General features: G+C 68.4%; 19 protein-coding genes. 16 read left to right on the top strand and 3 right to left on the bottom strand.

From position 1 onward, the window contains the following. The first annotated feature begins 1 nt into the window (after nt 1). The 3 genes from BWR60_RS07110 (at nt 2) to mce (ending at nt 3028) form a co-directional block, all read left to right on the top strand. Complete coding sequence (locus BWR60_RS07110) at nt 2–787, top strand: type III pantothenate kinase (protein WP_088150315.1); 786 nt, start codon at nt 2–4, stop codon at nt 785–787. Beyond that, a complete protein-coding gene (locus BWR60_RS07105) occupies nt 784–2460 on the top strand; it encodes a ribonuclease J (RefSeq protein WP_088150314.1) in 1677 nt (558 codons plus the stop codon). The genes BWR60_RS07110 and BWR60_RS07105 overlap by 4 nt, the downstream gene beginning before the upstream one ends. A gap of 163 nt (nt 2461–2623) precedes the next feature. Next, nucleotides 2624–3028, top strand: a complete 405-nt coding sequence (gene mce / locus BWR60_RS07100; RefSeq protein ID WP_088150313.1) for a methylmalonyl-CoA epimerase — start codon at nt 2624–2626, stop codon at nt 3026–3028. Nucleotides 3029–3340: 312 nt separating this feature from the next. On the opposite strand, the gene BWR60_RS38055 is transcribed toward mce, so the two are convergent. After that, nucleotides 3341–4858: a calcium-binding protein gene (locus BWR60_RS38055; protein ID WP_088150312.1), complete on the bottom strand. Its 1518-nt coding sequence runs from the start codon at nt 4856–4858 to the stop codon at nt 3341–3343. 192 nt (nt 4859–5050) lie between these two features. On the opposite strand from BWR60_RS38055, the gene BWR60_RS07090 reads away from it, so the two are divergent. Together BWR60_RS07090 and BWR60_RS07085 are read left to right on the top strand one after the other, a co-directional pair. Then, nucleotides 5051–5317 (top strand): DUF1467 family protein, encoded by a 267-nt coding sequence (locus BWR60_RS07090; RefSeq protein ID WP_088150311.1) that lies wholly within the window; start codon nt 5051–5053, stop codon nt 5315–5317. Next, a complete protein-coding gene (locus BWR60_RS07085; RefSeq protein ID WP_218823379.1) occupies nt 5296–5871 on the top strand; it encodes a DNA-3-methyladenine glycosylase I in 576 nt (191 codons plus the stop codon). Before BWR60_RS07090 ends, BWR60_RS07085 begins: the two co-directional genes overlap by 22 nt. Nucleotides 5872–6137: 266 nt before the next feature. Here BWR60_RS07085 and BWR60_RS07080 read toward each other — a convergent pair whose 3' ends face one another. Next, nucleotides 6138–6821 (bottom strand): RraA family protein, encoded by a 684-nt coding sequence (locus BWR60_RS07080; RefSeq protein WP_179221662.1) that lies wholly within the window; start codon nt 6819–6821, stop codon nt 6138–6140. A gap of 83 nt (nt 6822–6904) precedes the next feature. On the opposite strand from BWR60_RS07080, the gene BWR60_RS07075 reads away from it, so the two are divergent. Continuing rightward, nucleotides 6905–7969: an Ldh family oxidoreductase gene (locus BWR60_RS07075; RefSeq protein ID WP_088150309.1), complete on the top strand. Its 1065-nt coding sequence runs from the start codon at nt 6905–6907 to the stop codon at nt 7967–7969. 290 nt (nt 7970–8259) lie between these two features. On the opposite strand, the gene BWR60_RS07070 is transcribed toward BWR60_RS07075, so the two are convergent. Further along, a complete protein-coding gene (locus tag BWR60_RS07070) occupies nt 8260–9549 on the bottom strand; it encodes an NCS2 family permease (RefSeq protein ID WP_088150308.1) in 1290 nt (429 codons plus the stop codon). Nucleotides 9550–9700: 151 nt separating this feature from the next. On the opposite strand from BWR60_RS07070, the gene proS reads away from it, so the two are divergent. From proS to BWR60_RS07020, 10 genes are all read left to right on the top strand, one after another. Then, nucleotides 9701–11014, top strand: coding sequence for a proline--tRNA ligase (gene proS / locus BWR60_RS07065; RefSeq protein WP_088150307.1), 1314 nt, complete (start codon nt 9701–9703; stop codon nt 11012–11014). A 26-nt stretch (nt 11015–11040) separates the two neighbouring features. Continuing rightward, complete coding sequence (locus BWR60_RS07060; protein ID WP_088150306.1) at nt 11041–12303, top strand: lipoprotein-releasing ABC transporter permease subunit; 1263 nt, start codon at nt 11041–11043, stop codon at nt 12301–12303. Further along, nucleotides 12296–12997 carry an ABC transporter ATP-binding protein gene (locus BWR60_RS07055; RefSeq protein ID WP_088150305.1) on the top strand — a complete coding sequence of 234 codons (702 nt, stop codon included), beginning with the start codon at nt 12296–12298 and terminating at the stop codon, nt 12995–12997. Before BWR60_RS07060 ends, BWR60_RS07055 begins: the two co-directional genes overlap by 8 nt. Then, on the top strand, nt 12997–14244 hold the full coding sequence (locus BWR60_RS07050; protein ID WP_343216378.1) for a lipoprotein-releasing ABC transporter permease subunit: 1248 nt from the start codon (nt 12997–12999) through the stop codon (nt 14242–14244). Before BWR60_RS07055 ends, BWR60_RS07050 begins: the two co-directional genes overlap by 1 nt. A 40-nt stretch (nt 14245–14284) precedes the next feature. Further along, entirely contained in the window at nt 14285–14542 is a 258-nt protein-coding gene (locus BWR60_RS07045; RefSeq protein ID WP_088150303.1) for a type II toxin-antitoxin system Phd/YefM family antitoxin, read from the top strand. Continuing rightward, complete coding sequence (locus BWR60_RS07040) at nt 14530–14844, top strand: type II toxin-antitoxin system RelE/ParE family toxin (protein WP_088150302.1); 315 nt, start codon at nt 14530–14532, stop codon at nt 14842–14844. Before BWR60_RS07045 ends, BWR60_RS07040 begins: the two co-directional genes overlap by 13 nt. Before the next feature lie 85 nt (nt 14845–14929). Next, nucleotides 14930–18403 (top strand): DNA polymerase III subunit alpha, encoded by a 3474-nt coding sequence (gene dnaE / locus BWR60_RS07035; protein WP_088150301.1) that lies wholly within the window; start codon nt 14930–14932, stop codon nt 18401–18403. A 63-nt stretch (nt 18404–18466) separates the two neighbouring features. Continuing rightward, nucleotides 18467–18892 carry a hypothetical protein gene (locus BWR60_RS07030; RefSeq protein WP_144445538.1) on the top strand — a complete coding sequence of 142 codons (426 nt, stop codon included), beginning with the start codon at nt 18467–18469 and terminating at the stop codon, nt 18890–18892. Between the two features lie 202 nt (nt 18893–19094). Beyond that, nucleotides 19095–19472 carry a glyoxalase superfamily protein gene (locus tag BWR60_RS07025; protein ID WP_088150299.1) on the top strand — a complete coding sequence of 126 codons (378 nt, stop codon included), beginning with the start codon at nt 19095–19097 and terminating at the stop codon, nt 19470–19472. 248 nt (nt 19473–19720) lie between these two features. Next, nucleotides 19721–20947, top strand: a complete 1227-nt coding sequence (locus tag BWR60_RS07020; protein ID WP_179221661.1) for an ABC transporter substrate-binding protein — start codon at nt 19721–19723, stop codon at nt 20945–20947. Nucleotides 20948–20970 lie beyond the last annotated feature (23 nt).

Raw genomic sequence — 20970 nt, 5'->3', positions numbered from 1 at the left:
GATGCTTCTCGCCATCGATGCGGGCAACACCAACATCGTCTTCGCGGTGTTCGACGGCGCCCAGCAGAAGGGCCAGTGGCGCATCGCCACCGACAGCCGCCGCACTTCGGACGAATACGCCGTGTGGCTGGTCTCGCTGATGGCGATGCGGGGCTTGCGCCCGGTCGACGTCACCCGCTCGATCCTGTCCAGCGTGGTGCCGGCCGCCACCTTCAACCTGGCCAAGCTGTGCCGCGACCATTTCGGCACCGACCCGATGCGCGTCGGCGACCCGTCGGTCGAGCTCGGCATCAAGAACCTGCTGCGCAACCCGCGCGAGGCCGGCGCCGACCGCCTGGTCAACGCCGTCTCCGCCGGCGCCAGCTATCCCAAGCCGCTGATCGTGGTCGATATCGGCACCGGCACCACCTTCGACGTGATCAACGCCGATGGCGATTTCCTCGGCGGCATCATCGCCCCGGGACCCCAGCTGGCGCTCGACGCGTTGCACAAGGTGGCGGCCCAGCTGCCGAAGGTCGAGATCGTGCGGCCGGAGCAGGTGATCGGCTACGGCACCATCAGCGCCATGCAATCCGGCATGTTCTGGGGCTATCTCAGCATGATCGAAGGCCTGATCACCCGCATCAAGGCCGAGCTGTCGCCGACCGGCACGCCGCCGGTGACGGTGGTGACGACTGGAGGCCTCGGTAGCGTTTTCGCCCAGGCGACCCATATGATCGACCACATCGACAGCGAACTGACCCTGCGCGGACTGCGCCTCATCTACGAGCGAAACGCCACCACATGAATGCCTCTCCCGCGGCCAACGGCCCCGACGACGCCCTCTACTTCCTGCCGCTCGGCGGCGCCGGCGAGATCGGGATGAACCTGTATCTCTACGGTCACGCGGGCCGCTGGCTGATGGTCGATTGCGGGGTGACCTTCGCCGACGAATCGGTGCCGGGCGTCGACCTGATCGTGCCCGACCCGGTGTTCATCGAGCAGCGGCGCGACAAGCTGCTGGGCCTCGTCGTCACCCATGCCCATGAGGACCATATCGGCGCCATCACCCATCTGTGGCCCGATTTGCGCTGCCCGATCTATGCCACGCCCTTCACCGCCGCGGTGCTGCGGATCAAGCTGCGCGAGACCGATTTCGCCGACCGCGTGCCGATCATCGAGGTGCCGCTGGGCGGCGATGTCGAGATCGGCCCGTTCGGCGTCGGCTTCATCACCATGACCCATTCGGTGCCGGAGCCGAACGCCCTGGTGATCCGCACCCGGCACGGCAACATCATCCACACCGGCGACTGGAAGCTGGACCCGGCGCCGCAGATCGGCGCGGCGACCGACGAGGCCAAGCTGCGCCGGCTCGGCGAGGAGGGCGTGGTCGCGGTGATGGGCGACAGCACTAACGCCCTCAACCCCGGCCGCTCCGGCTCAGAGGAGGATGTGCGCAAGGGGCTGGCCGAGGTGATCGCGGCGCAGACGAACCGCGTCGTCGTCACCTGCTTCTCCTCCAACGTCGCGCGCATCCACAGCGTGGCGCTGGCGGCGCAGCAGGCCGGGCGGCAATGCGCCTTGGTCGGCCGGTCGCTATGGAAGATCATGGAGGCGGCGCAGGCCACCGGCTACATGACCGACCTGCCGGAGCCCTTTGTGCGCGAGGACCAGGTTGGCTACATCCCGCGCGACAAGATCGTGCTGATCTGCACCGGCAGCCAGGGCGAGGCGCGGTCGGCCCTGTCGCGCATCGCCGGCGACAGCCACCCGCACATCACGCTGGAAGCGGGCGACACGGTGGTGTTCTCGGCCCGTGAGATCCCGGGCAACGAGAAGGCGATCGGCCGAGTGCAGAACGCGCTGGTCGGGCAGGGCATCACCCTGATCACGCCGGACGACGCCAATGTCCATTGCTCCGGCCATCCGGCGCGGGACGAGCTGACCACGCTCTACCAGTGGCTGAAGCCGCAGGCGGTGGTGCCGGTGCATGGCGAGGAGCGGCACATGCGTGCCCATGCGGCGCTGGCCGAGGCCGGGCAGGTGAAGCAGACGCTGATCCCGCGCAACGGCGCCCTGATCCGCCTGGCGCCGGGGCCGCTGGAGATCGTCGACAATGTCGAGCACGGCAAGCTGGCGCTGGACGGGCATCATCTGGTGCCGATCGGTGGCGAGGCGATCCGCGACCGCCAGCGTATCATCCACAACGGCGCCGCGGTGGTGACCCTGGTGCTGGACCGCGACGGCCGCCTGGCCGCCGACCCGAAGGTGGCGCTGCTGGGCATCGAGGACGCCGAGGACCAGGCCGACAGCGAGGCCGAGGTGGCGGAGGAAGTGCGCCAGGCGATCGGCTCCCTGCCGCGGGCCCAGCGCAACGACGACACCGCGATCACTGAGGCGGCACGGGTGACGGTGCGGCGCACGATCCGCAACTGGCACGGCAAGAAGCCGGTCACCGAAGTGCATCTGGTGCGGCTGTAGGGCGCGAAGGGCCGCCTCTTACGCCCCTTTTCCTGTCATTGCCGGGCTTGACCCGGCAATCCAGGGGCCACCCGGAGCGGCATCGACAGTCTCTGGATGCCCGGGTCAGGCCCGGGCATGACACTATGGAGCAGGGCAGGAACCAGCCCGGGGGGAGCGCAGCATGATCGGCCGCCTCAATCACGTCGCCATCGCCGTGCCGGACCTGCCGGCCGCCGTGGCGCTCTACGGCGCGACGCTGGGGGCGGACGTGTCGGCGCCGGTCGACCTGCCGGAGCACGGCGTCACCACCGTCTTCGTCACCCTGCCCAACACCAAGATCGAGCTCTTGCACCCGCTGGGCGAGGCCTCGCCGATCGCGAAGTTCCTGGAGCGCAACCCGAAGGGCGGCATCCACCATCTGTGCTACGAGGTCGAGGACATCCGCGCGGCCCGCGACAGGCTGGTGGCCGCCGGCCTGCGCGTGCTGGGCGACGGCGAGCCGAAGATCGGCGCCCATGGCAAGCCGGTGCTGTTCCTGCACCCGGCCGACCTGGCCGGGACGCTGACCGAGATCGAGCAGGTCTAGCCCGCATTTCTCATACTCCCTGTGCCCAGCGCCGGTTCAAAATGCCGACGGGGCAGGAGAGCGGCGCAGCGCGATGCTTAAGCATCGGGCAAGCCGTTCGACGCACCCTGCCGGCATTTTCAACCGGCCCGAAGGGTCGTCTTGTGGCGGCCGCCTGCGGGCGCAGGACGCTCAACCGTATGTCCCTATACGCTTTTCGCGTCCCGCCCCCGCATCCGACTCGCCACAAGACGACGCTGGGCATAGGGAGTGTGAGAAATACGGGCTAGGGAGCGGCGCGGCGAACCGCGCCCGCCCCGCGCACTCGGTCGATCAGAGAACGAAATCCCCGGCCGTCAGGCTCGACACGTCCTGCAGATAGATCGCTGCCGCGTAGCCTTGCGGGCCGACGATCTGCGATGTTCCGATATACACGATGAGGTTCGTGCCCTGATGGGTGTAGCCGATCTCGCCGACGTGGAGCACATCGGGATCCGAGCCGATCTGGCCGACGAAGGTGAAGGGCGTCCGCCCATTGGTGGAATTGTCGTCCGCATCGATGGCGCTGAGGTCGATCTTGTCGCCCTGCGCCGAGGAGAAGTCGATGATCCGATCCTCGCCGCCCAGGCGGTCCGCAGTGTCCGCGATCTTCTCATAGGCGAAGGTGTCGGCCCCGGTACCGCCGCTCAGCCAGTCCCGGCCGAGGCCGCCGATGATCCGGTCGTTGCCGGCGCCGCCATAGACGATGCCGTCGAATTGGTGGGGATAGCGGAGGTCGCGTACGTCGCTGTCCCGCAACGTGTCGTCGAATTGCGAACCGATCAGGCCGGTCACGGTATCGTCCCGGAGCTCGAAGCTGTCGCCCTGCGCCTCGCCGCCGGTCGCCAGGCCCGTCGAGAGGTTGACGTTCACCCCGGCGGTGCTGTCGCTGTAGTAGAAATAGGCGTATTCCGCGAGGCCGACGACCTCGAAATGGTCGGCGCCGGCCCCCCCGACGAAGCGGGTGACCTCGCCGCCGCCGATGAGAGTGTCGTCGCCGGCCCCGCCCAGCAGGGTATTGTCGCCGCCGCCCCGGGTGAGGATGAGGACGTTGTCGCCGTCGGTGCCCGTGATCCGGACATCGGATCCTTCGTCGATGGTGACGTTCTCGACATTGCTGATCAGGGTGACGCCGTCCGCCGAGCTGACATAGCCCTTGGCCAGGTTGACGCCCACCGAGGACAGCGAGATCTGATACGTGTCGGTTCCGGCGCCGCCGTCGATGGTCGCGGCGGGGCCACGGAACAGGTCGTTGCCGTCGTCACCGAACAGCAGGGCTCCGACTGACCCGGTGACGGTGTCGTCACCGGCGCCGCCATGCAGTTCGTGCCCCTCGCTCAACGTATCGTTGCCGTCGCCGCCGAGCAGCGTGTCCGCTCCGCTCAGGATGTCGTCGCCCCCGCGGCCGTCGAGGGACCAGGCGCCGGTGAAGTGCATCGCGTCGGCGAAGGCGGTGCCGATGACGCTTTCGATGCTGTCCAGGCGGTCGCCCGCCGCGTCCCCGCCGCCGGTCACCCGGCCGCCGTCGACAGCGATGGCCGTGCTGTTGGTGCTGTAGTCGACGGTGTCGATGCCATCGCCGCCATACAGCAGATCGGCGCCGGCGCCGCCGTTGAGCAGGTCGCGCCCGGTGCCGCCATAGAGGTCGTCCGACCCCGCGCCGCCCAGCAGCTGGTCGTTGCCGGACCCGCCGTCGAGCGAATCGTTGCCGTCGCCACCGCTGACGACGTCGCTGCTCGCCAGCGCCTCGATCTGGTCGTCGCCGCTGGTGCCGGTGAGAGTATCGGGATTGTCCGTTCCGAGAATATCCATGACAAAGGCCTCATGAAAAATAAGCCTGAACGATAGGATGGCCGTCTCGGCTTCACCAGGGCATTTGATGCGATTTAATGCTATCGCCGGAACTTGCCGGATGCCCGCGGCAGATCTGCCAGGACGAAAAGACCCATATCTCGCCGCGCGCCAGGCGGGTAAGCAGGCGGGAACACTCCGGGAGGGAACCAGATGGGCCTGGTCAGCGGCATCGTCGTCTTCGTCATCATCTGGTGGACCGTGATCTTCGCAGTCCTGCCCTGGGGGGTGCGGCCCGAGGTCGACGACGCGCAGCCGGGCCATCAGGTCGGGGCGCCGGCCAATCCGCGGATCTGGCGCAAGGTGCTGATCACCACCGCCATCACCGTCGTGCTATGGGTGGTGATCGACGTCCTCATCACCGAGAACGTGTTCTCCTTCCGGGACTGGGCGGAATCATGGACGAAAGCGCAGCAGTGACGGATCCGGCGCCGCTGAAGGGCTATTGCGCCATCGCCGGGCGCGACCCGCTGCACAAGGCCTATCACGACACCGAATACGGCTTCCCGGCCCGCGACGATGCAGTGCTGTTCGAGCGGCTGATCCTCGAGATCAACCAGGCCGGCCTGTCCTGGGACCTCATGCTGAAGAAGCGCGAGACCTTCCGCCAGGCCTATGCCGGCTTCGACATTGACAAGGTGGCGGCCTTCGGCGACGCCGACCGCGCCCGGCTGCTGGCCGATCCCGGCGTCATCCGTAACCGGCTGAAGGTCGATGCCGCGATCGAGAATGCCAAGAGGCTGCAGGCGATCCGCGACAGCCATGGCAGCTTCGCCGCCTGGCTCGACGCCCATCACCCGCTGACCAAGGCGGAATGGGTGAAGCTGTTCAAGAAGACCTTCCGCTTCACCGGCGGCGAGATCGTCAACGAGTTCCTGATGAGCCTGGGCTATCTGCAGGGCACGCATCACCCCGGCTGCCCGGTCTACGACACGATCCTGACGCTCGACCCGCCCTGGCGGCGCGGGGCTTAGAGCGGGATGGGCTCAGGTCAGATCGGATCGTATCAAGACACTAACACGTAGCCTCTCCCGCTTGCGGGAGAGGTCGGAGACGCGAAGCGGCTCCGGGTGAGGGGAGTTTGTCGAGGCCGGGACCAGCCCTCACCCGGCCGTCCTGCGGGCGTCCGACCTCTCCCGCCACGCGGGAGAGGCAATAGGAGAGACGCTCGACGTTAGAATGCGCTGCAACGCAGTGATCTGATCCGACCTCAAGTCATCCTGCTCTAGCCGCCCATCCCTCAATCGACCCAGCGGACCCGGTCGGAGTCGAGGAGGCGACGGGCGGCGTTCGACATGGTCAGGCCGCCGCGCACCGCCGCGTCCATCGCCGCCTCCCTCTCCCGGATCGTCGCCAGGCGTTCGACCACCGCCGCCAGGCGCTCGCGCGGGATCACCACCACGCCGTCGAGGTCGCCGACCAGGACGTCCCCGGCATCGACCCGCACCCCGCCGGCCACCACCGGCAGCCCGGCCGTGCCCGGGCCCTGCCGCGTCGGCGAATTCGGGGTGATGCCGGCGGCGAACACCGGCAGCCCGACCTGGCGCAGCCCGGCCAGGTCGCGCACCAGCCCGTCGGTCACCACCGCCACGGCGCCCTTGTTGCGGGCCATGCCGGCCACCAGGTCGCCGATCACCGCCGTGCCCTCATGGCCGCCGGTGGCGCAGACCAGGACGTCGCCCGGCCCGGCGATGTCGAGCGCCGCGAACACCGCCAGGTTGTCGGCCGGGCCGCAGTCGCAGGTGACCGCGACCCCGACGAAGCCGGCGGGGTCGACCGGCTTGATCCGGTGATGCAGCGCGCCCGAGCCGTCCATGGCGTCGACGGCGAAGCCGGTCTGGATGCCGCGCAAGGCCTCGACCAGGGCCGGGTCGGGCCGGGGAAAGCGGCGGCGGATGGTCAGCAGCGGCGGATCATCGATCATGGCGCACCCCATTTGGCGACGGGTCCATCGACCCCGGCAAACGCTATACTGCCTGGCAAAACCAAGACAATGGGGAGGACATCATGCGGCTGATCGGGACCGGGCCCCTGACGGGCATCGTGGAGCGGATCTTCGCCGCCGGCGGCTGCGGGGCGGAGGAGGCGGGGCGCATCGCCCGCCATCTGGTCGACAGCAACCTGTGCGGCCATGACTCGCACGGCGTGGTGCGCACCCGGCGCTACATAGACTTCCTGCGCGCCGGCACGGTCTTCCCCGGCCGCAGCGCCGAGCTGGTGTTCGACGGCGGCAGCCTGCTGGTGATCGACGGGCAGTTCGGCTTCGGCCAGACCATCGGCGAGCAGGCGATGGACCTGCTGGCCGAGCGCGCCAAGGCGACCGGCATCGCGCTGGTCACCATCCGCCGGTCCGGCCATCTCGGCCGGCTGGGCGACTGGGCCGAGCGGCTGGCGGGGCACGGCCTGGTGTCGCTGCATTTCCTCAACACCACCGGCCTCGGCCTGATGGTGACGCCGTTCGGCGGCAGCGACCGGCGCCTGTCGCCGAGCCCGCTGGCGATCTGCGTGCCGGTGGAGGGCCGTGACCCGATCCTGCTGGACATCACCACCGCCATGACCGCCGAGGGCAAGCTGCTGGTGGCGAAGAACAAGGGCGAGCCGGTCGCGCCCGGCATCATCGTCGACAAGGCCGGGCAGCCGACCACCGATCCGGCCGATTTCTACGCCGGCGGCGCCATCCTGCCCTTCGGCGGGCACCGGGGCGCCGGCCTCAACATCCTGACCGACATCCTGTCCGGCGCGCTGTCGGGCGGCGGCTGCACCGCCCCCGGCGTCACGGTGCTGGAGAACACCATGACCAGCATCGCCATCGACGTGAACCGGCTGCCGGACCGTGCCGCCTATGCGGCCGAGATCCTGCGCTTCTCAGGCTGGGTGAAGGAATCGCCGCCGGCCGATCCGGCGGCCCCGGTGCTGCTGCCGGGCGAGGTCGAAGCCGCGACCCGCCGGCGCCGCGCCGCCGAAGGCATCCCGATCGACGATGCGACCTGGGGCGACATCCGCGCCGCGGCGGCCTCCGTCGGCCTTTTGGAGGCCGATATCGATGCCATGGTGCCGGATGCGGGGCCTTAGCGCGACGGCTTCGAGCGATTCTGCCGGGGGAGCGAAGCCTGCCGCAGCCGGGCCAGTGGAGGGCCGCTGCAACGCCTGTATCGGCGCACAAAAAAACGGCAGGGCCAAAGCACCTGCCGGTCGAAAACCTGTCTTATTAATTGTGTCCAGCGGACTTAAGTCCTGCTGTCACTCCCGACAGTTTCCTCCCTAAACTCGAGCCTGCCCTTGTCATTGCTTTTGTTCAGGCGAGGCGGACCTTAGCGAGGTTAAACGCAGCTGTCACGCAGAATCGCATGCCCCCCATGCGGTCAGATCAGGGCAAATTTGCACACAAACAAAATCGCCAGAATCGCCACCGCCGGATGGATATCCCGCACACGTCCCGCGAGTGCTTTAATGCCCACATAGGTGATGAAGCCGAAGGCTATTCCGTGGGCGATTGAGTAGGTCAGCGGCATCGCCAGGGCGCAGACCACGGCGGGCACGAACTCGGTCGCGTCCTCCCAGTCGATCTCGGCCAGGCCGCGCACCATCAGGCAGGCGACGAACAGCAGGGCAGGGGCGGTGGCGAAGGCCGGGATGCTGGTGGCCAGCGGCGCCAGGAACAGGCACAGCAGGAACAGGATGGCGACGACCACCGCGGTCAGCCCGGTGCGGCCGCCGGCATTCACCCCGGCCGCGCTCTCGATATAGCTGGTGACGGTCGAGGTGCCGAGCGCCGAGCCCAGGCAGGCCATGGTGCTGTCGGCCAGGAGGGCCTTGCGCAGCCGCGGCAGCCGGCCTTGCGCATCGAGCAGCCCGGCGCGGTGGGCCACGCCGATCAGCGTGCCGGCATTGTCGAACAGGTCGACGAACAGGAAGGCGAAGACGATGCTGATCAGCCCGACATGCACCGCGCCCGACAGGTCGAGCTGCAGGAAGGTCGGGGCCAGCGACGGCGGCAGGTCGACGATGCCGTTGAACTTGGCCACGCCGAGCAGGATGCCGGCCACGGTGACGCCGAGGATGGCGATGATGATGGCGCCCGTGACCCGCAGCGCCACCAGCGCCGCCATGACGATGAAGCCGATCGCCGCCAGGATCGTCGGCACGGCGTGCAGGTTGCCGATGCCGACCATGGTCGCCGGGTTGGCGGCGATGACGCCGGCGTTCTGCAGCGCGATGATGCCGAGGAACAGGCCGATGCCGGCCGAGATCGCCATCTTCAGCGACCGCGGGATGCTGTTCACGATCGCTTCCCGGATCGGCAGGATGCTGATCACCAGGAACAGCACGCCGGACAGGAACACGGCCCCCAGCGCCACCTGCCAGGAATAGCCCATCTGCCCGACCACGGTGTAGGCGAAATAGGCATTCAGGCCCATGCCCGGCGCCATCGCGATCGGGTAGTTGGCGTAGAAGCCCATGAAGGCCGATGCCACTGCCGAGGCCAGGCAGGTGGCCACGAACACGGCGCCGTGGTCCATCCCGGTGGTGGCCAGGATCTGCGGGTTGACGAAGATGATGTAGGCCATCGTCAGGAAGGTGGTCGCACCCGCGAGAATTTCGGTGCGCACATTGGTGCCGTGTTCGGACAGTCCGAACAGACGCTCGAGCATGATGCTGACCCCCCGGTCGCCGCATGTGAAGGAATTGCGGCAATTATCGGCGGATTCGCCGGCCCGCGGAACCCCGCATGGACAGGCCGCCGGTCCTTCCCTAAAGTCGCGCGCCTGTGTTTCTCAACGGTTCCAGACGGAAGCCCGCTCGATGCGCCTGTCCCAGTTCTTCCTGCCCACCCTGAAGGAGAATCCCAGCGAGGCGCAGATCGTGTCGCACCGGCTGATGCTGCGCGCCGGCATGATCCGGCAGCAGGCGGCCGGCATCTATTCGTGGCTGCCGCTGGGCTTCCGGGTGCTGAAGAAGATCGAGCAGGTGGTGCGCGAGGAGCAGGACCGCTTCGGCTGCCAGGAGATCCTGATGCCGACGATCCAGCCGGCCGATCTGTGGCGCGAGAGCGGCCGCTACGACGATTACGGCAAGGAGATGCTGCGCATCCGCGACCGCAGCGACCGCGACATGCTGTACGGCCCGACCAATGAGGAGATGGTCACCGACATCTTCCGGTCGTCGGTGAAGAGCTACAAGCAGCTGCCGCAGCTGCTGTACCACATCCAGTGGAAGTTCCGGGACGAGGTGCGCCCCCGCTTCGGCGTGATGCGCGGCCGCGAGTTCCTGATGAAGGACGCGTACAGCTTCGACATCGACTACGACTCCGCGCGGCGGTCGTACAACAAGTTCTTCGTCTGCTATCTCAGCACCTTCGCCCGGTTGGGCCTGAAGGCGGTGCCGGTGAAGGCCGACACCGGCCCGATCGGCGGCGACCTGAGCCACGAGTTCCAGATCCTGGCCGAGACCGGCGAGAGCCAGGTCTATGTCGATCCCCGGCTGCTGGAGCTGGACACCGAGGCCCGCCAGCTCGGCCCCGATGACGATCTGGCCGCCTTCGTCGACCGCGTCACCGGCCTCTACGCCGCGGCGGACGAGATGCACGACGCCGCCAGCTGCCCGGTCCCGGCGGCCGAGCTGCAGACCCGGCGCGGCATCGAGGTCGGCCACATCTTCTATTTCGGCAGCAAGTACTCGGCGCCGATGGGCGCGACCGTGGCCGGGCCGGACGGCACGCCGCGGCCGGTCGAGATGGGCAGCTACGGCATCGGCGTGTCGCGCCTGGCCGGCGCCATCATCGAGGCCAGCCACGACGATGCCGGCATCATCTGGCCGGATGCCGTGGCGCCCTTCGATGTCGGCCTCATCAACCTGAAGCCGGGCGACGCCACCTGCGACGCCGTGGCCCAGGACCTGTACCAGCGCTTCCACAACGCCGGCCTCGACCCGCTCTATGACGACCGCGACGAGCGGGCGGGGGCGAAGTTCGCCGAGATGGACCTGATCGGCCTACCCTGGCAGGTGGTGATCGGGCCGCGCGGCGCCGCCAACGGCGTGGCCGAGATCAAGCGCCGGGCCACCGGCGAGAAGATCGAGCTGCCGCTCGATGCGGTGGTGGCGCGGATCAAGGGCTGAGGCCGGGAACGGCCGGCGCGCCCCGCATGTTCAACGCCTTCGAACGGAAAGTCGCCTTCCGCTACCTGCGGGCCCGCAGGAAGGAAGGCTTCATCTCCGTCATCGCCGGCTTCTCCTTCGCCGGCATCCTGCTGGGCGTGGCGACGCTGATCATCGTCATGTCGGTGATGAACGGCTTCCGCGCCCAGCTGGTGGACCGTGTGCTGGGCCTCGACGCCCATCTCAAGGTCAGCGCCGCCGCCGGCGCCGGGGTGCCGGATTACGGCCCGCTGGCCGACCGGCTGCGGCAGGTGCCGGGCGTGGTGCGGGTGTCGCCGGTGATCGAGGACCAGGCCCTCGTCAGCCGGGAGTCCGACTTCACCAGCTTCCAGGGGGCGCCGGCGGCGGTGGAGGGCGTGGATCCGGCGGATTTCCTCGGCCGCCCGGCGATCGCCCGGTCGATCCTGATCGACAAGCCGGAGGATTTCTCCGGCACCGACGGCATCGCCATCGGCAGCGGCCTGGCCGCCCAGTTCGGCGTCCGGCTGGGCGACGAGTTGACGCTGGTCACGCCGCATTTCAACCGCACCGCCTTCGGCTCGGTGCCGCGGGCCAAGACCTATACCGTGGTGGCGATCTTCACCACCGGGCTGCAGGAGCCGGATTCCGCCACCGTCTACATGCCGCTCGCGGCGGCGCAGCAGCTGTTCCAGATGAAGGACCAGGCCGGCGGCCTGGACATCTTCACCACCGATCCGGAGCGGCTGGACGCGGTGCGGTCGAAGGTGGCGGAGATCGTGGGGCCGGACCTCAAGGTGACGGACTGGCGCGACGCCAACGCCACGATCTTCACGGCGCTGCAGGTCGAGCGCAGCGTGATGTTCATCATCCTGACCCTGATCATCCTGGTGGCCGCCTTCAACATCGTCTCCAGCCTGGTGATGCTGGTGAAGGACAAGGGCGGCGACATCGCCATCCTGCGCACCATGGGCGCCTCCCGCGGCGCCATCCTGCGCATCTTCTTCCTGGCCGGCGCCACCATCGGCACGGTCGGCACCCTGGCCGGGCTGGCGCTGGGCCTCGGCCTCGCCGCCAATATCGACGCCATCCGCATCTGGCTGCAGGGCGTGCTCGGCCCCGACACCTTCGCCGCCGAGTTCAGCTTCCTGGCCTCGCTGCCGGCCCTGGTCGATCCGGGGCAGGTGGTGGCGGTCTGCCTGCTCGCCGTCGGCCTGACCTTCCTGGCCTCGATCTTCCCGGCCTGGCGGGCCGCCCGGCTCGATCCGGTGGAGGCCCTGCGCTATGAGTGACGCCATGCCGTCTTCCGCCGCCGAGGTCCTCCGCCTCGAAGGGATCCGCCGCAGCTTCCACCAGGGCGAGACCCGGCTGGACGTGCTGCGCGGCGCCGAACTGTCGCTGGCCGGCGGCGAGATCGTCGCCCTGGTCGGCCCCAGCGGCGCCGGCAAGTCGACCCTGCTGCACATCGCCGGCCTGCTGGAACAGCCGGATGGCGGCACCATCACCATCGCCGGCCAGCGCTGCGACGGGCTGGGCGACGGGCCGCGCACGGCGCTGCGCCGCTCCGCCATCGGCTTCGTCTACCAGTTCCACCATTTGCTGCCGGAGTTCAGCGCCATCGAGAATGTGGTGCTGCCGCAGATGATCGCCGGCCAGAAGCGGGAGACCGCGCGCCAGCGGGGGCGGGAGCTGCTGGCCCGGGTCGGGCTGGCCGGACGGCTGGAGCATCGCCCGGCGCAGCTGTCGGGCGGCGAGCAGCAGCGCGTCGCCATCGCCCGGGCGCTGGCCAACGCGCCGAAGGTGCTGATCGCCGACGAGCCGACCGGCAATCTCGACCACACCACCTCGGAGGCGGTGTTCGAGATGCTGCTGGAGGTGGTGCGGTCGACCGGCGTCGGCGCCCTGATCGCGACCCACAACCTGGAGCTGGCCGAGCGCATGGACCGGGTGGTGGAGATGCGCGACGGCGTGCTGGCGGCACGCTGATGTTCAACGCCTTCGAACGCGCCGTCGCCTTCCGCTACCTGCGGGCCCGCCGCGGCCAGGGGTTCGTCTCGCTGATCGCCGGCTTCTCGCTGCTGGGCATCATCATCGGCGTCGCCACGCTGATCACCGTCACCTCGGTGATGAACGGCTTCCAGACCGAGCTGCTGGCCCGGTTCCTCGGCTTCAACGCCCATGTCAGCGTCGTGCCGCTGGGCGGCCGCGACCTGGCCGACTACCAGGCGCGGGCCGATCGGCTGCGCGCGGTGGCGGGCGTCACCAAGGTGATCCCGGTGGTCGAGGGCCAGGCCCTGGCCAGCGCCGGCAAGGCCTCGGCCGGCGTCCAGATCCGCGGCGAGAGCCCGGAGGATTTCCTGGCCCGGCCGCTGGTGGCGCAGAACCTGCAGCTGCAGGCGCCCGGTGCCTTCAGCGGCGGCGACGCGGTGGCGATCGGCCGCGGCCTAGCGGAGAAGCTGGGCCTCGCCCTCGGCGGCAAGCTCACCCTGCTGGCGCCGGGCGCGCCGGGGCAGGGGGAGCAGTCGGCCGGCCCGGTCGCGCGCGCCTTCACCGTGGTCGCGATCTTCGATGCCGGGCTCTACCAGTTCGACAGCGGCGTCGCCGTGCTGCCGCTGCCGGCGGCGCAGTCGCTGCTCGGCCTCAGGGGCGTCACCCGGCTCGACGTCAATGTCCGCGACCCGGAGCGGATCGGCGACATCGCCGCGCCCCTGCAGCAGGCCGCCGGGGCAGGCGTCCGCTTCTTCGACTGGAAGCAGGCCCTGTCCGGCTATCTCGACATCGTCGCCGGGCAGCGCAACGTGATCTTCGTGATCCTGTCGCTGATCGTGCTGGTGGCGGCCTTCAACATCATCTCCAGCCTGATCATGCTGGTGAAGGAGAAGGGGGCGGACATCGCCATCCTGCGCACCATGGGCGCGTCGCGCGGATCGATCCTGCGCATCTTCTTCCTGGCCGGCGCGACCATCGGCGTGATCGGCACCGTGGCCGGGCTCGGCCTCGGCATCGCCCTGGCCGACAGCCTGGAGGTGCTGCGGCAAGGGCTGCAGCAGCTGACCGGCACGCCGATCTTCGACCCGCGGCAATACTCCCTGACCCGGATCCCGACCGAGATCGACGCGGGCGAGGTGGTGCTGGTCTGCGGCATGGCGCTGGCGCTGTCGCTGCTGGCCTCGATCTACCCCGCCTGGCGCGCCGCCCGGCTCGACCCGGTCGAGGCGCTGCGGTACGAGTGAGCGGCTTGCTGAAGATGAAGTGATACTCTAGTATCACTTCATGCGAACCGAACTGGTCACGACCCTCAAGCGCAAGGCCACCGACCTTCTCGCCGAGCTGGAGCGGGATCGCGAGCCGATCCTGATCACCCAGCATGGGCTGCCGAGCGCCTATCTGGTTGACGTCGAGACCTTCGAGACCCTGCAGCGGCGGATGGAGCTGCTGGAAGGCATCGCCCGTGGCGAGCAGGCGGTCGAGGAAGGACGGACGCTGACGCAGGACGAGGCCATGCAGCGCATGGCGCGATGGCTGAAATAGTCTGGACCGAGCCGGCGCTCGGCGACCTGGATGCGATCGCCGACTACATCGCGATCGAGGATCGGGTCGCGGCGCAGCAGTTGGTCCAGCGTGTGTTCCGGCATGTCGGCCGTCTGGCAGACCATCCGCGCCTGGGACCGAAGCCGCCGGAGCTTGCCGACTCCCGCTATCGGCAGATCGTTGAACCGCCTTGCCGCATCTTCTACCGGGAGGATGGGGAGCGGGTCTTCATTCTCCATGTGATGCGGGGAGAGCGAGTTCTCCGACCCGAACTTCTGGCGGATCGCACCACATCATCGTGACGGCGAAGGTCGCGTCGATGCGCTATGAATAATCCGTCACCCGATTCCGTCGAACCGGGCCGTCCCGTCGCCGCGGAGAGCCGCCATGACACACGCCGATTTCGTCCATCTGCGCGTGCACAGCGCCTATTCCCTCTCGGAAGGGGCGATCAAGACCAAGGAGCTGATCGGCATCTGCAAGAAGATGCAGATGCCGGCCGTGGCGGTCACCGACACCGGCAACCTGTTCGGCGCGCTGGAATTCGCCCTGGCGGCCAAGGATTACGGCATCCAGCCGATCATCGGCACCGTCCTGGCCATCACCCGCACCGAGATTGAGACCGGGGCGCGGGTCGGCGGCCCGGCGATCGCCGAGCCGGACTGCCTGGTGCTGCTGGCGCAGGACGAGCGCGGCTATGAGAACCTGATGGCGCTGACCAGCCGCGCCTATCTGGAGACCGAGGGCGGGCTGGCGCCGCAGCTGGCGCTGGAAGACCTGGCAGGGCATACGGACGGCGTCATCGCCCTGACCGGCGGGCCGAAGGGGCCGGTGGGCCGGCTGCTGCTGGCCGAGCATCCCGAGCGGGCCCTGGCGACGCTGCGCTATCTGAAAACCCTGTTCCCCGGCCGGCTCTATGTCGAGCTGATGCGGCACGGGCTGGAGGAGGAGAACCGGATCGAGGCCGAGCTGATCGACCTGGCCTATGCCGAGGACGTGCCGCTGGTCGCCACCAACGACTGCTTCTTCACCACCGAGGACATGTACGAGGCGCATGACGCGCTGCTGTGCATCGCCGACGGCGCCTATGTGGTCGAGGCCAACCGCCGCCGGGTGACGCGCGACCACCGCTTCCGCCCGGCCGAGGAGATGCGGCAGCTCTTCGCCGACCTGCCGGAGGCGGTGGACAATACCCTGGTGATCGCCCGGCGCTGCGCGGTGATGCCGAAGAAGCGGGCGCCGATCCTGCCGACCTTCCCGAGCGAGGCCGGCCGGACCGAGGCGGAGGAGCTGCGCGCCCAGGCGCATCAGGGCCTGACCGCCCGGCTGGAGGCGCATGTCTACACGCCCGAGATGGACCAGGCCGAGCGTGAGAAGGTGCGGGAGACCTACACCGCCCGGCTGGCCTACGAGCTCGACGTCATCGAGAAGATGGGCTTCCCCGGCTACTTCCTGATCGTCTCGGACTTCATCAAATGGTCCAAGGCGAACGACATCCCGGTCGGGCCGGGCCGCGGCTCCGGGGCCGGTTCGGTCGTCGCCTGGGTGCTGACCATCACCGACCTCGACCCGCTGCGCTTCGGCCTGCTGTTCGAGCGGTTCCTGAACCCCGAGCGCGTGTCGATGCCGGACTTCGACATCGATTTCTGCCAGGACCGGCGCGACGAGGTGATCACCTATGTCCGCGACAAATACGGGCATGACCGGGTGGCGCAGATCATCACCTTCGGTAAGCTGCAGGCCCGCGCCGTGCTGCGCGACGTCGGCCGCGTGCTGCAGATGCCCTATGGCCAGGTCGACCGCATCTGCAAGCTGGTGCCGAACAACCCGGCCAACCCGGTCACCCTGGCCCAGGCGATCGACGGCGAGCCGGCGCTGCAGCAGGAGCGCGACAACGACGAGCGGGTGCGCCACCTGATCGACTTGGCGATGAAGCTGGAGGGGCTGTACCGCCACGCCTCGACCCATGCCGCCGGCGTGGTGATCGGCGACCGGCCGCTGCACGAGCTGGTGGCGCTGTACCGGGACCCGCGCTCGCCGATCCCGGCCACCCAGTTCAACATGAAGTATGTCGAGCAGGCCGGGCTGGTGAAGTTCGACTTCCTCGGCCTGAAGACGCTGACCGTGCTGCGCGTGGCCGAGAACCTGATCAAGGCCAGCGGGGTCGAGATCGACCTGGCGCATATCCCGCTCGACGACGGGCCGACCTACGCCATGCTGGGGCGGGCCGAGGCGACCGGGGTGTTCCAGCTGGAAAGTTCCGGCATGCGCGACGTGCTGCGCCGGATGAAGCCGAACCGGATCGGCGACATCATCGCGCTGGTGGCGCTGTACCGCCCGGGCCCGATGGACAACATCCCGACCTTCATCGAGGTCAAGAACGGCACCAAGGCGCCGGACTACCTGCACCCGTCGCTGCAGCCGATCCTGGAAGAGACCTACGGCATCATGGTCTACCAGGAGCAGGTGATGCAGGTGGCCCAGACGCTGGCGGGCTATTCGCTCGGCGGCGCCGATCTTCTGCGCCGCGCCATGGGCAAGAAGATCAAGGCGGAGATGGACGCCCAGAAGCTGACCTTCGTCGAGGGCGCGGTCGCCCGCGGCGTGCCGGCCGGCCAGGCGTCCAGCATCTTCGACCAGGTCGAGAAGTTCGCCGGCTACGGCTTCAACAAGTCGCACGCCGCCGCCTACGCCATCGTCGCCTACCAGACCGCCTATCTGAAGGCCAACCATCCGGTCGAGTTCCTGGCCGCGTCGATGACGCTCGACCTCGGTAACACCGACAAGCTGAACGTCTTCCGGCAGGAGCTGACGCGCCTCAAGATCAAGCTGCTGATCCCCGATATCAACAAGTCCGACGCGGTGTTCGCGGTCGAGACGCTGCCCGACGGCGCCAAGGCCATCCGCTACGCCCTCGGCGCGATCAAGGGCGTCGGGCCGGAAGCGATGCGCAGCCTCGTGCAGGAACGCGAGCGCGGCGGGCCTTTTAGAGACCTGTTCGACCTGGCCCGGCGGCTCGACCTCAAGCTGCTGAACAAGCGGCAGCTGGAGAACCTGGCCCGCGCCGGCGCCTTCGATTCGATCGACAAGAACCGCGCCCGCGTCGTCGCCTCGTTCGAGACGCTGCTGCGCTACGCCCACACCGTGGCGGCGGAGCGCGACAGCGGCCAGATCGGCCTGTTTGGCGGCCCGGCCGGTGGCGGCCTCAGCGCGCCGCCGCTGCCCAGCATCCCGGACTGGGATTCGATGGAGCGGCTGCGGCAGGAGTTCGACGCGGTCGGCTTCTACCTCTCCGCCCATCCGCTCGACACCTATAACACCAAGCGCCTGGGCTCGGTGCGCTCGGCCGAGATCGGCCAGAAGATGCGGCTCGGCCACACCCAGCTCCGCCTCGCCGGCATCCTGATGGCCAAGCGCGAGATGACGACCAAGACCGGCAACCGGATGTGCTTCGGCACCTTCTCCGACGCCAGCGGCGTGTTCGAGGTGACCTTCTTCGCCGAGACGCTGGCCACGGCCCGGCAGCTGCTCGAGGTCGGCGCCGCTTTGGCCATGGCGGTGGAGATCCAGAGCCGCGGCGAGGAGCTGCGGCTGACCGCGCTGTCGGTGGAGCCGATCGACCAGGCCCTGGCGAAGAGCGCCGCCCGGTTCGTGATCTATGTCGACGGGGTGCAGGCGATCCAGCCGCTGCACGGGCTGCTGGACCGCGAAGGGCAGGGGCGCTGCAAGGTCAACCTGCAGCTGCTGCTGTCGCCGACCGAGGAGGTGGAGATCGAGCTGCCCGGCGGCTATGCGGTCGGCGGCAAGGCCAAGGCGGCGCTGAAATCGGTGCCCGGCGTGCTCAGCGTCGAGGAGTTCTGAGAGAGCTGATTGTGTTCGCGGATTGCGGAACCACCCGATGTCTTTGCAATAGGGATTTCCATCGTGGCAATTTCACTACCCTCCCAAATACGCCCGAGAACATTCGTCGCCAGGAACGGCGAACTTGGCATTCATTTGCAGGATATCGAGACATTCTTCATCGCCTGCGAGCAGGGGGATGCAGTCATCCTGGGCTGGGAGGTTTGGATCGTTGATCATGATGCGGATCTCTCGAGCGGATCTCCCGTTTTCGAGATCGGCCAGTGGTGCGGGCTGATTCCGGTGATCACGACGTCTGTTCCGGCCGTCATCGGGGGAGGTCTGGTCAGCGGTCGGAGGGAGTCGGAGCCGTGGGCCGAGCTCGTCGGGCGATCAGTGGCTATGGCTCGCGACCAAATCGCCGAAGCCAAATTGGCTGAGGAGGTGGTGCCAGACTGGCAGCCTTTCCTCCGAGTGAACTTCACATTTCAGCTTGAATCGGAAGGCTGACCGGCGCCTGTCGCATCTGGTTCGGCTCTCTGTCGGCGGGGCCGACACTTGTCGATGGACCGCGATCGATCTTGCCCACCATCGCGACGGCCCGATACAACGAACGGAGCCGGGGGCACCGTCCTCCGACCGCACCGGAGGGCATGTGACCGGCCGGCACCGTCCGGGTCGTCGCCGCTGCCGCTCCCACCGAGTTTGCATTATGAGTGACGACACTGATCACGGCATCCGTTTCGGGCGGATCGCCGCCATGCTCCCGGTCCGCGACATGCCGCGGGCGGAGGCCTTCTACACCTCCGTTCTGGGCTTCCGGAAAACCTTCCAGAACGGCGACCCGGTCGGCTTCATGATCCTGAAGCGCGACGGGGCGGAGCTGCATCTGACGCTGCAGCCCAACCACAGGGCGGCGCCGTTCAACGTGGCGCATCTGATGGTCGAGGACGCCGACGCGCTGCATCGGATCTGCCAGGCGCACGGGCTGCGCATCGTCAAGGGCCTCCGCGACAAGGATTATGGCCTCCGCGCTTTCGTCTTCGAGGATCCGGACGGCAACCGCATCGATGTCGGCCAGCCGATCTGATCCGCAGCCGTCTGTTCGAACCTGTCGCTATCCAGGCCCCGCCGGCACCCGCCGCGGGGCTTTTTCCTTGTGCCTGCCCTGTTCGACTTTGCTGGTTGACTCATCATACCAGCACACCATAATGCCGGTAACCAACAGGCGGGCCGAACCGCCGGACACAGACGACGACAACGTCTCCATCGCCGGGGGAGGGCGACATGCAGGCTCTGACGCGTCGATCCATGGTCGCGGGCGCAGCGATGCTGGCGATGGCTTTCGCTGCCGATCCCGCCTGGAGCCAGGAGGCGCCGGCCAAGCCGGTCACGATCGAGTTCTTCGGCCTCGCCTCGCACAACTGGCCGCTGGTGATCGAGCGCTTCCAGGCCGACTATCCGACGATCACCGTCCACTTCACCAAATTCGGCACCGACGAGCTGAAGCAGGCGCTGCGGGTCGGCGCGTCCTCGGGCAAGCTGCCGGATGCCTGGTGGAACTGGGGCGGATCGCTGGCCTCGCCCTACAACCGGGCCGGCCATGCGCTGAAGCTGACGCCGGAGCTGCTGGCGGCGCTGGGAGTCGAGGCGAATGTGACGCCGGCGGCGCTCGACATCACCCGCGACGGCGCCGACCTCTACGGCATCCCGAACAAGATCGGGCCCTTCGGCTTCGTCTACAAGAAGGCACTGTTCGACAAGTACGGGCTGCAGCCGCCGCAGAGCTTCGCCGATCTCGAGAAGGTCGCCGAGACGCTGAAGGCCAACGGCGTCACGCCGTTCTCGATCGGCGGCAAGTTCAGCTGGATGACGATGCGCTTCTTCGACTTCTTCCTCGAGCATTATGCCGGGCCGGAGGGGCATGACGCGCTGCTGGACATGGCGGAGTCCTGGGAGTCCGAGCCGGTCACCCAGTCCTTCGCCAAGCTGAAGGACTGGGCGGACAAGGGCTATTTCCCGGACGGGTTCCTGACCGTCGACCCCGCCACCAACATGCCGCTGCTCTACAACGACCAGGCGGCGATGGTGTTCGACACGCCGAGCCTGGAGACCGCCCGCATCCTCCGCGAGGGCAAGTCGCCGGCGGATTACGGCACCTTCCCGCTGCCGACCGACCGGACGCCGAAGCGGGTGCCGGGGTCGCCGTCGCAGATCCAGGTCAACGCCAAGGCGTCCGACGACGTGCGCAAGGCCGCGCTGCTGTTCGCCAGCTACGCCGTGCGGCCGGAGATCGCGCCGGTCACGGCCCAGGCGGTGGGTTTCCCGAGCGCGACCAAGGGCATCCTGCCGGCCGAGGACCTGCCGATCCAGCGGCAATGGTCGCAATGGACCCAAAGCGAGATCGGCTTCTACCGGCTGACCGACCAGGGCCTGCCGCAGGACGTCGTCGCCGCCTATTTCGAGGCGCAGGACTCCGTGCTGCTCGACCTGATGTCGCCGGAGGAGGCGGCGGCCCAGGTGCAGGAGGCGATCGAGCGCAGCAAGAGCCGCGCCAGCAACTGACCCGAGACAGGAGGTCCGCGGCC

It is taken from the genome of Inquilinus limosus, from assembly GCF_002195995.1.
Lineage (GTDB): Bacteria > Pseudomonadota > Alphaproteobacteria > DSM-16000 > Inquilinaceae > Inquilinus > Inquilinus limosus_C.
Note: the sequence above shows the minus strand (reverse complement) of the source record. Positions and strands in the feature narration are given on the sequence as shown.

Bases quoted from the DNA above. Each gene is read 5' to 3' on its own strand.
- BWR60_RS07110 (WP_088150315.1), top strand. From the start codon at position 2: ATGCTTCTCGCCATCGATGCGGGCAACACCAACATCGTCTTCGCGGTG.
- BWR60_RS07105 (WP_088150314.1), top strand. From the start codon at position 784: ATGAATGCCTCTCCCGCGGCCAACGGCCCCGACGACGCCCTCTACTTC.
- mce (WP_088150313.1), top strand. From the start codon at position 2,624: ATGATCGGCCGCCTCAATCACGTCGCCATCGCCGTGCCGGACCTGCCG.
- BWR60_RS38055 (WP_088150312.1), bottom strand. From the start codon at position 4,858: ATGGATATTCTCGGAACGGACAATCCCGATACTCTCACCGGCACCAGC.
- BWR60_RS07090 (WP_088150311.1), top strand. From the start codon at position 5,051: ATGGGCCTGGTCAGCGGCATCGTCGTCTTCGTCATCATCTGGTGGACC.
- BWR60_RS07085 (WP_218823379.1), top strand. From the start codon at position 5,296: ATGGACGAAAGCGCAGCAGTGACGGATCCGGCGCCGCTGAAGGGCTAT.
- BWR60_RS07080 (WP_179221662.1), bottom strand. From the start codon at position 6,821: ATGATCGATGATCCGCCGCTGCTGACCATCCGCCGCCGCTTTCCCCGG.
- BWR60_RS07075 (WP_088150309.1), top strand. From the start codon at position 6,905: ATGCGGCTGATCGGGACCGGGCCCCTGACGGGCATCGTGGAGCGGATC.
- BWR60_RS07070 (WP_088150308.1), bottom strand. From the start codon at position 9,549: ATGCTCGAGCGTCTGTTCGGACTGTCCGAACACGGCACCAATGTGCGC.
- proS (WP_088150307.1), top strand. From the start codon at position 9,701: ATGCGCCTGTCCCAGTTCTTCCTGCCCACCCTGAAGGAGAATCCCAGC.
- BWR60_RS07060 (WP_088150306.1), top strand. From the start codon at position 11,041: ATGTTCAACGCCTTCGAACGGAAAGTCGCCTTCCGCTACCTGCGGGCC.
- BWR60_RS07055 (WP_088150305.1), top strand. From the start codon at position 12,296: ATGAGTGACGCCATGCCGTCTTCCGCCGCCGAGGTCCTCCGCCTCGAA.
- BWR60_RS07050 (WP_343216378.1), top strand. From the start codon at position 12,997: ATGTTCAACGCCTTCGAACGCGCCGTCGCCTTCCGCTACCTGCGGGCC.
- BWR60_RS07045 (WP_088150303.1), top strand. From the start codon at position 14,285: ATGCGAACCGAACTGGTCACGACCCTCAAGCGCAAGGCCACCGACCTT.
- BWR60_RS07040 (WP_088150302.1), top strand. From the start codon at position 14,530: ATGGCTGAAATAGTCTGGACCGAGCCGGCGCTCGGCGACCTGGATGCG.
- dnaE (WP_088150301.1), top strand. From the start codon at position 14,930: ATGACACACGCCGATTTCGTCCATCTGCGCGTGCACAGCGCCTATTCC.
- BWR60_RS07025 (WP_088150299.1), top strand. From the start codon at position 19,095: ATGAGTGACGACACTGATCACGGCATCCGTTTCGGGCGGATCGCCGCC.
- BWR60_RS07020 (WP_179221661.1), top strand. From the start codon at position 19,721: ATGGCTTTCGCTGCCGATCCCGCCTGGAGCCAGGAGGCGCCGGCCAAG.